The sequence below is a fragment of the Streptomyces sp. NPDC006510 genome (assembly GCF_040611955.1).
Classification (GTDB): Bacteria; Actinomycetota; Actinomycetes; order Streptomycetales; family Streptomycetaceae; genus Streptomyces.
This window is the reverse complement of the sequence record NZ_JBEXPH010000435.1, coordinates 1-436: the sequence shown is the minus strand read 5'-3', so window position 1 is coordinate 436 and position 436 is coordinate 1.

Here is a 436-nt window from a genome sequence, read left to right as displayed (position 1 = left end):
CCGATGCTGAACTCGCACTACGCGGGATTCAAGCTGAACGTGCCCAACGGCTGGCTCGGCCATGTGCCGGAGAAGACCGCGCTCCAAAGACCTACAAGCTTGTGGTTGGGGCACATTCCTCTACGCAGAGTGATGAACGAGGGCTAGCGAAAAGAGGACGCTTCCTTGCTCGCTGCCACCTACGCGGGTTTCAGACCGACCGGCAAATGGAGGGCGGCGCCGGGTGTGAGTGGTTGAGGTACAGGAAATCCAGGCGAGAACGATCACGGCCGTCCTCGCCAAGGCTCAGGGGAACTCACGGGATGTCACACGGTCCCCTAACCTTTGGCTTGGCCGACGAGGTGAATCGCCCCGGGTTTGATGGAGACATCGAAGACCCGGAAGGATGCCGATCATGGCTGCTCCCCGTAAGTACCCCGATGAACTGCGTGAACGC